Raw genomic sequence first — 7,354 nt, forward strand, 5'->3', positions numbered from 1 at the left:
TTTCTCCCACTCCCCCCCAATGCGACCCCCCTGGGGGGTGCCCAGTGCACGCGCCCGCTGGGCGGGGTGGGGCGCTCCCCGCCCGCCCCACGGGGGTGATCAGCTGCTCTGCGCGAGCCGCTTGTTGATCTCCGCCTCGACCTGCTTGGCGGCTGCGGCGGGCGACTTCCCCTTCAGGACCGCGGTCATGTAGGCCTTGATCGGGTTGGGGTCGTTCTCCACGGCGGCCCACTCGGGGATCAGCGGCGTGGTGCCACCGCCGGCCGCGGCCGGGGCGGCGGCCTCGGCGGCGCCGTTGCCCGCGAGGTGGATCTGCAGCGCCTCCTTGTTCGGGATGACGCCGTTCTCCTTGGCGAGCGCGCCCTCGAACTTGTCGGACAGCGCGAGCTTCAGGAACTCCTTGGCGAGCTCCTGCTTCTTGCTGCCCGCGGCGACCGCGAAGTTGGAGCCGCCGAGGAAGACACCCTCGGGCGAGTCGGCCGTCTCACCGGGGATGGTGAAGTAGCCGATGTCCTTCTCTATCTTCTTGTTGGCCGCGATGGCCGTGCCGGCCTCCCAGCCCATGCCGATGAAGGCGCCGACGTTGCCCTTGGCGAAGACCTCGGCCTGCTGCGGGGTCGCCTCGTCCTTGTCCTTGGGGGCCTTGGAGTAGGACTGGTACTGCTTGTAGATCTCCATGGCCTTGCCGACCTTCGGGTCCGCGAGGTTGGAGACGTACTTGTCGCCTTCCTTCTTCACCAGGTCGGCGCCCTGGCCGATCGTCAGACCGTCGAAGAAGTACCAGTTCTGGCCGGGCAGGTAGATCGGCTCGGCGTCGGTCTTCTTGTCGATGGCCTTCAGGGCGTCGAAGAACTCGGCGCGCGTCTTGGGAGCGTCCGTGATGCCGGCGTCGGCCCAGACCTTCTTGTTGTAGATGACGACGCGGTTGGCAAAGTACCAGGGGGCTGCGTACTGCTTGCCGTCGAAGACCGAGGACTCGTTGAGGGCCTTGGTCCAGTCGCCGCCGATCTCCTCCTTGAGGTCGCTCAGGTCGGCGAGACCGCCCGTGGCCGCGTAGGCCGGGGTCTGGGTGTTGCCGACCTCAAGGACGTCCGGCGGGTTGTCCTCGGAGAGCGAGGTGGTGATCTTCTGCTGGATGCCGTTCCACTGCTGCGTCTCGAACTTCAGCTTGGCCTTCGTCTTCTTCTCGAAGGCGGCCGTGAGGTCCTTGGTCCAGCCCTCCGGCGTGGAGCCGTCCATGGCCCAGACGGTCAGGGTCTGGCCCTTGTAGCCGTCGGCCCCCGCCTTGCCGCCGTCGTCACCATCGTCGCCGCCACAGGCAGCGATCGACATCAACATGCCCGCGACACCGACGGCCGCGATGAGCTTGCGATTCACGTCATCCTCCTCAGGGATGCCAGCAACCCCCCTGCCCACCGCGTGACTTACGACGAGTACTGCCCGTGGGGCTGGGACCTGGTCCTCAATGGTTTAGACCAGTACGGGGAGCTTGGACTAGACCTAGAGAGGTGTCAAGGGTGAAAAAGCCGCTCCAGACCGTCCGTTACGCGACCTACATATGCAGGGACCTTTCACTACACGGGTGACAGATCGGACGGGCGCCCACGCAGGTCGCACCAGCCCCTCCGGCCTGTCCCGCGCACACTATGGACTAGACCAAAAGGGACCCCGACGGTATATAGAGGGGATCACGCAGCGTGCGGGAGGACACTCGCACGGCTGGGCGTGCCACGATGTGAGCCGTGGCCGGCGCGTACGCCGGCCGCATCGGCACTCGAAGCCGGGAAGGCAGAGTATGAGCACCGACGTCAGCAGTGCGGAGAACGAGGGTGGCGCCCCCATCCGTACCGCGCGCGTGCCCAAGTACTACCGCCTGAAGAAGCACCTGCTCGACATCACGGACACCCTGCCGCCCGGTACGCCGGTACCTCCCGAGCGCACGCTCGCCGCCGAGTTCGACACCTCGCGCACGACCGTGCGCCAGGCGCTGCAGGAACTGGTCGTCGAGGGGCGGCTCGAACGCATCCAGGGCAAGGGCACGTTCGTCGCGAAGCCGAAAGTCTCGCAGGCGCTGCAACTCACGTCCTACACCGAGGACATGCGGGCGCAGGGGCTCGAACCGACCTCGCAGCTGCTGGACATCGGGTACATCACCGCCGACGACACGCTCGCCGAGCTGCTCGACATCAGTGCCGGGGGGCGGGTGCTGCGGATCGAGCGGCTGCGGCTCGCGAGCGGGGAGCCGATGGCGATCGAGACGACGCATCTGTCCGCGAAGCGGTTTCCCGCGCTGCGGCGGTCGTTGGTGAAGTACACGTCTCTGTACACGGCGTTGGCCGAGGTGTACGACGTGCGTCTGGCGGAGGCGGAGGAGACGATCGAGACGTCGCTGGCCACTCCTCGGGAGGCGGGGCTTCTCGGTACGGATGTGGGGTTGCCGATGCTGATGTTGTCGCGGCACTCGATCGATCAGGATCAGCAGCCGGTGGAGTGGGTGCGGTCCGTGTACCGGGGGGATCGGTACAAGTTCGTTGCGCGGTTGAAGAGGCCCACGGACTGAAGTGGCCGGGGTGGCCTGGGTGACCGGGGTGGCCGGGGTGGCTGGGGTGCGTTGTCGGGTGCGGGTGCGTTGTGGCTGGTCGCGCAGTTCCCCGCGCCCCTTGGGGGCTGCGCCCCCTAAAAGATTGCGCAGTTCCCCGCGCCCCTAAAAGCAAAAGACTGCGCCGTTCCCCGCGCCCCTGGGTGGTTGTCCCAAGCTGGCCTGGACATAGGCGAGTTGGGCCGGGGAGGATCGTGTGATGTTCGTGGTGTAGCGCTGGTGCTCATCCTGTTCTACCGTCCTCCCGTCACTCATGGACGGGAGGACGACCCGTGCGCACCGACAGCCCCCGGACGGCATCTCCGCAAGGCCCCCGCAAGGCAAGTCCCCGCACCATCGTCATCTGGACCCTCGTCGCGCTGATCGCCGCGGCCGGCTGGTCCGTGCTCGCTCTCTCGCGGGGCGAGGAGGTCTCGGCCGCCTGGATGGTGGCGGCTGCCCTCGGCTCGTACGCCATCGCCTATCGCTTCTACGCCAAGTTCATCGCGTACAAGGTGCTGCGGGTCGACAAGACCCGGGCCACCCCGGCCGAGCGGCTCAACAACGGCATCGACTTCCATCCCACCGACCGGCGGGTGCTGCTCGGCCATCACTTCGCGGCGATCGCGGGCGCGGGGCCGCTGGTGGGGCCCGTGCTGGCCGCGCAGATGGGGTATCTGCCCGGCACCATCTGGATCATCGTCGGCGTGATCTTCGCGGGCGCGGTCCAGGACATGGTCGTGCTGTTCTTCTCCACCCGGCGCGACGGCCGGTCGCTGGGGCAGATGGCGCGTGAGGAGATCGGCCCGTTCGGCGGCGCGGCGGCCCTGATCGCCGCCTTCGCCATCATGATCATCCTGCTCGGGGTGCTCGCGCTGGTCGTCGTCAACGCGCTCGCCCAGTCCCCCTGGGGCACCTTCTCCATCGCGATGACGGTCCCGATCGCCCTGCTGATGGGCTTCTACCTGCGGGTCCTGCGGCCCGGCCGGGTCGCCGAGGTCTCGCTGATCGGTGTGGCGCTGCTGCTGTTCGCGCTGGTCGCGGGCCGCTGGGTCGCCGAGTCGTCCTGGGCCGACACGTTCACGCTCGCCCCCTCGACGCTGGTCATCTGGCTGGTGGCGTACGGGTTCATCGCGTCGATCCTGCCCGTGTGGATGCTCCTCGCGCCCCGCGACTACCTGTCCACGTTCATGAAGATCGGCACGATCGGGCTGCTCGCGCTCGGGGTCGTCGTCTCGCTGCCGACGCTGAAGATGGACGCGGTCACGGACTTCGCCTCGCAGGGCAACGGGCCGGTCTTCGCGGGCTCGCTCTTCCCGTTCGTCTTCATCACCATCGCCTGCGGGGCCCTCTCCGGCTTCCACTCCCTGATCTCCTCCGGCACCACGCCGAAGATGATCCAGAAGGAGACGCAGGTCCGGATGATCGGGTACGGCTCCATGCTCATGGAGTCGTCCGTGGCGATCATGGCGCTGGTCGCGGCGTCCGTCATCGACCCAGGTCTGTACTTCGCGATGAACGCGCCCGCGGGCGTCATCGGCGACACGGTCCAGAACGCCTCCCAAGTGGTGGGCAGTTGGGGATACCAGATCTCTCCCGGCGATCTGGCCGCCGCGGCCAAGAACGTCGAGGAGGCGTCCCTGCTGTCGCGGACGGGCGGCGCGCCCACGCTCGCGGTCGGCGTCTCGGAGATCTTCTCCGACGTCACCGGGGACGGTCTGCGCGCGTTCTGGTACCACTTCGCGATCATGTTCGAGGCGCTGTTCATCCTGACCGCGCTCGACGCGGGCACCCGGGTGGGCCGCTTCATGCTCCAGGACACACTGGGCAACCTCTACAAACCCTTCAAGGATGTGAGCTGGAAGCCCGGTCTGGTCATCACCAGCGGCATCGTCTGCGGCCTGTGGGGCTACTTCCTGTGGGTCGGCGTCCATGAACCGCTCGGCGGGATCAACCAGCTCTTCCCGATCTTCGGCATCTCCAACCAGCTGCTCGCCGCGGTCGCCCTGGCCGTCTGCACGACCCTGCTGGTGAAGTCCGGGCGCCTCAAATGGGCCTGGATCACCGGGATCCCGCTCGTCTGGGACGCCACGGTCACACTGACCGCGAGCTGGCAGAAGGTCTTCTCCAGCGACCCGCGCGTCGGCTTCTTCAAGCAGCGCTCGATCTACCAGGACGGCATCGACCGGGGCGAGCTCGTCGCACCCGCGAAGACCATGGACGACATGCACACGATCGTCACGAACTCCACGGTCGACGGTGTCCTCACGGCGGTGCTGGCCCTGCTCATCGTCGTGGTGATCGCGGACGCGACACGGGTGTGCATCCGGCACGTACGCCGTCCCGCGCTCTCCACGCTCAGCGAGGCGCCGTACGTCGAGTCGCAGATCGTCGCACCGGCCGGGCTGATCCCGACCCGGGAGGAGAAGGAGGAGGTACGCGATGCGGTCGGCGCTGAACCACGCGGTTAGGGCCGCCAGGGGCGTGCGTTGGTACGTACGGGAGCTGACCGACGAGTCCGCGTACGACCGGTACGTGGCGCATCTGCGCGCGGAGCGGGCCGACGCGGACGTGCCCTCGCGGCGGGAGTTCGAGCGGATGCGCACGGACCGTCAGGAGGCGGATCCGCGGCAGGGCTTCCGCTGCTGCTGACGCCGTGACGTGCGGGGGCGCGGTCGCCGCACGACACGGCGCATCCGTTATGCGGACGGGGGTTCCATAAAGCGGAACCGTCCCTTAGATTTCCTGCGCGTTGCACAGGTGATCAGTGAGGGGACGGAGCCGCCGTATGTCGGAAACACCGGATGTGCCAAGAGCGCCCGAGGGAAAACCGCCGGTGGTGACACCGGTCCGGGTGGTGATCGCCCTGTGCCTGATCGCGCCGTTCGTGGCGATGCTCTGGGTGGGGTCGTACGCGAAGGTCGACCCGACCTTCATCGGCATCCCGTTCTTCTACTGGTACCAGATGCTGTGGGTGCTCATCTCGACCGCGCTCACGATGACCGCGTTCACGCTGTGGAACCGTGAGCAGCGCGCCCGCAAGGCCGCCCGCACGTCGCAGAACGGGGGCGCGTCCGCATGAAGGACGGCGTGAACGGCGTCGCACTCGCCGTCTTCATCTTCTTCTTCGTGGCCGTCACGGTCATGGGCTTCCTGGCCGCGCGCTGGCGGCGGTCCGACAACGAGCACACCCTCGACGAATGGGGCCTGGGCGGCCGGTCGTTCGGCACCTGGGTCACCTGGTTCCTGCTCGGCGGCGACCTCTACACCGCCTATACGTTCGTGGCGGTCCCGGCGGCGATCTACGCGGCGGGCGCGGCCGGCTTCTTCGCCGTCCCGTACACGATCCTCGTCTACCCGCTGATCTTCACCTTCCTGCCGCGCCTGTGGTCGGTCTCGCACAAGCACGGCTATGTGACGACGTCCGACTTCGTGCGCGGACGCTTCGGTTCGAAGGGCCTGTCGCTCGCGGTCGCCGTCACCGGCATCCTGGCGACGATGCCGTACATCGCGCTGCAGCTGGTCGGCATCCAGGCCGTGCTCGACGTGATGGGCGTCGGCGGCGGCGAGGACACCAACTGGTTCGTGAAGGACCTGCCGCTGCTCATCGCCTTCGGTGTGCTGGCCGCGTACACGTACTCGTCCGGGCTGCGTGCGCCCGCCCTGATCGCGTTCGTCAAGGACACGCTGATCTACATCGTCATCGCGGTCGCGATCATCTACATCCCGATCAAGCTGGGCGGCTTCGACGAGATCTTCGCCAAGGCCGGCGAGGCGTACAGCCAGACCAACCCGGCGACCGGCGCGCCACGCGGCTCCCTGGTACCGGGCGAGGCGGGCCAGTGGACGTACGCGACGCTGGCGCTCGGCTCGGCGCTCGCGCTGTTCATGTACCCGCACTCGATCACCGCGACGCTGTCCTCGCGCAGCCGTGAGGTGATCCGGCGCAACACCACGATCCTGCCGCTGTACTCGCTGATGCTGGGCCTGCTCGCGCTGCTCGGCTTCATGGCGATCGCCGCCGGGATCAAGGTGGACAACGGGCAGCTGGCGATCCCGCAGCTCTTCGAGACCATGTTCCCCGACTGGTTCGCGGGCGTGGCGTTCGCGGCGATCGGGATCGGCGCGCTCGTGCCGGCGGCCATCATGTCCATCGCCGCGGCGAACCTGTTCACCCGCAACATCTACAAGGACTTCATCAAGCCCGACGCGACGCCCGCCCAGGAGACCAAGGTCTCCAAGCTGGTCTCGCTCCTGGTGAAGGTGGGCGCGCTGGTCTTCGTCCTGACCATGGACAAGACGGTCGCCATCAACTTCCAGCTCCTCGGCGGGATCTGGATCCTGCAGACCTTCCCGGCACTCGTCGGCGGCCTGTTCACGCGCTGGTTCCACCGGTGGGCGCTGCTCGCCGGGTGGGCGGTCGGGATGGTGTACGGGACGGTCGCCGCGTACGGGGTGGCCTCGCCGACGCAGAAGCACTTCGGCGGGTCCTCCAAGGAGATTCCCGGCATCGGGGAGATCGGGTACATCGGGCTGACGGCGATCGTGCTGAACGTGATCGTGACGGTGGTCATGACGTTCGTCCTGCGGGCGCTCAAGGCTCCCGAGGGCATCGACGAGACCTCTGCCGAGGACTACACGGCGGACGCGGGCGACAAGGGCGTCCAGGTGGAGCTGCCGCCGGCGACGGCGGGGGCGGGCCACTAGTTCCACTCAAGTCTTGGGGGCTGCGCCCCCGGCCCCCCGTTGCGCAGTTCCCCGCGCCCCCAAAAGGGG

6 protein-coding genes are annotated in these 7,354 nt (G+C 67.8%); 5 read left to right on the forward strand and 1 reads right to left on the reverse strand.

All coding sequences use genetic code 11. The features are described 5' to 3' along the window. Window positions 1-99: 99 nt before the first annotated feature. A complete protein-coding gene (locus ACFWGJ_RS21790) occupies window positions 100-1,377 on the reverse strand; it encodes an extracellular solute-binding protein (RefSeq protein WP_387326996.1) in 1,278 nt (425 codons plus the stop codon). A 418-nt stretch (window positions 1,378-1,795) separates the two neighbouring features. On the opposite strand from ACFWGJ_RS21790, the gene ACFWGJ_RS21795 reads away from it, so the two are divergent. The 5 genes from ACFWGJ_RS21795 (at window position 1,796) to mctP (ending at window position 7,285) form a co-directional block, all read left to right on the forward strand. Then, complete coding sequence (locus ACFWGJ_RS21795) at window positions 1,796-2,560, forward strand: GntR family transcriptional regulator (RefSeq protein ID WP_107021392.1); 765 nt, start codon at window positions 1,796-1,798, stop codon at window positions 2,558-2,560. A 311-nt stretch (window positions 2,561-2,871) separates the two neighbouring features. Further along, complete coding sequence (locus ACFWGJ_RS21800) at window positions 2,872-5,049, forward strand: carbon starvation CstA family protein (RefSeq protein ID WP_387326998.1); 2,178 nt, start codon at window positions 2,872-2,874, stop codon at window positions 5,047-5,049. Then, window positions 5,021-5,230, forward strand: coding sequence for a YbdD/YjiX family protein (locus ACFWGJ_RS21805; protein ID WP_107021434.1), 210 nt, complete (start codon window positions 5,021-5,023; stop codon window positions 5,228-5,230). Before ACFWGJ_RS21800 ends, ACFWGJ_RS21805 begins: the two co-directional genes overlap by 29 nt. Window positions 5,231-5,366: 136 nt before the next feature. After that, window positions 5,367-5,660, forward strand: coding sequence for a DUF3311 domain-containing protein (locus ACFWGJ_RS21810; RefSeq protein WP_387327000.1), 294 nt, complete (start codon window positions 5,367-5,369; stop codon window positions 5,658-5,660). Further along, complete coding sequence (gene mctP, locus ACFWGJ_RS21815) at window positions 5,657-7,285, forward strand: monocarboxylate uptake permease MctP (protein WP_387327001.1); 1,629 nt, start codon at window positions 5,657-5,659, stop codon at window positions 7,283-7,285. The genes ACFWGJ_RS21810 and mctP overlap by 4 nt, the downstream gene beginning before the upstream one ends. Window positions 7,286-7,354 lie beyond the last annotated feature (69 nt).

The organism is Streptomyces sp. NPDC060205 (genome assembly GCF_042728395.1).
GTDB lineage: Bacteria > Actinomycetota > Actinomycetes > Streptomycetales > Streptomycetaceae > Streptomyces.

Excerpts from the sequence above, each read along its gene's own strand:
- ACFWGJ_RS21805 (WP_107021434.1), top strand. The coding sequence starts at position 5,021 with ATGCGGTCGGCGCTGAACCACGCGGTTAGGGCCGCCAGGGGCGTGCGT.
- mctP (WP_387327001.1), top strand. The coding sequence starts at position 5,657 with ATGAAGGACGGCGTGAACGGCGTCGCACTCGCCGTCTTCATCTTCTTC.
- ACFWGJ_RS21810 (WP_387327000.1), top strand. The coding sequence starts at position 5,367 with ATGTCGGAAACACCGGATGTGCCAAGAGCGCCCGAGGGAAAACCGCCG.
- ACFWGJ_RS21795 (WP_107021392.1), top strand. The coding sequence starts at position 1,796 with ATGAGCACCGACGTCAGCAGTGCGGAGAACGAGGGTGGCGCCCCCATC.